At 59.8% G+C, this 522-nt stretch carries 1 protein-coding gene; it reads right to left on the reverse strand.

Annotation, left to right across the window (positions count from 1 at the left end):
* Positions 1-53: 53 nt before the first annotated feature.
* On the reverse strand, positions 54-470 hold the full coding sequence (locus tag PQR08_RS38675; protein ID WP_408151644.1) for a transposase: 417 nt from the start codon (positions 468-470) through the stop codon (positions 54-56).
* Positions 471-522 lie beyond the last annotated feature (52 nt).

Below are 522 nucleotides of genomic sequence, written 5' to 3' on the forward strand. Positions count from 1 at the left end.
ACCGGCGCGCATGTCGACCGGCTCCGTCGCGAGCCAGATGGCATCGATGCGAATCAACGCAACCACCCCTGCAGCCAAGTTGCGCAGTCGCTCGCGGCCGACAGCGGCCAGCGCACGGTGATCGACGTCGCGCCTCTGCGCACCTCAATCTCGATGTGCGTCGCCCCTGCAAAACCATTTTGCATCTGCAGTGGAACAAATTCCGACGTCGAGACATTCAACTCCTGTCGCGCCGCTTCAGCGACATCGCGTTCCTCCTGCGCCGCAACCCAACCGCGCAGCAGGTTGGCGTTCAACCGGTAATGCAGTGCCACGGCCGCAATCGACACGTTTGGCTGCATTGCCGCCCGAATGACCATCTGCTTGAATTCCTTGCTATGCCGCCGGCGCCGTGTCGGCTGAACAACATCCTGGACCACCTCGGGTTCGTCCATCATGTACACATGTCCATTTGAAATCTGAATGGACATGATCGTCCGGCTGCTCGACTTGCAGATCAAGATGACTTCGCCGGTTGCTTAC

The sequence above is a fragment of the Caballeronia jiangsuensis genome (assembly GCF_046030135.1).
GTDB lineage: Bacteria > Pseudomonadota > Gammaproteobacteria > Burkholderiales > Burkholderiaceae > Caballeronia > Caballeronia jiangsuensis.

Bases quoted from the DNA above. Each gene is read 5' to 3' on its own strand.
- PQR08_RS38675 (WP_408151644.1), bottom strand. From the start codon at position 470: ATGTCCATTCAGATTTCAAATGGACATGTGTACATGATGGACGAACCC.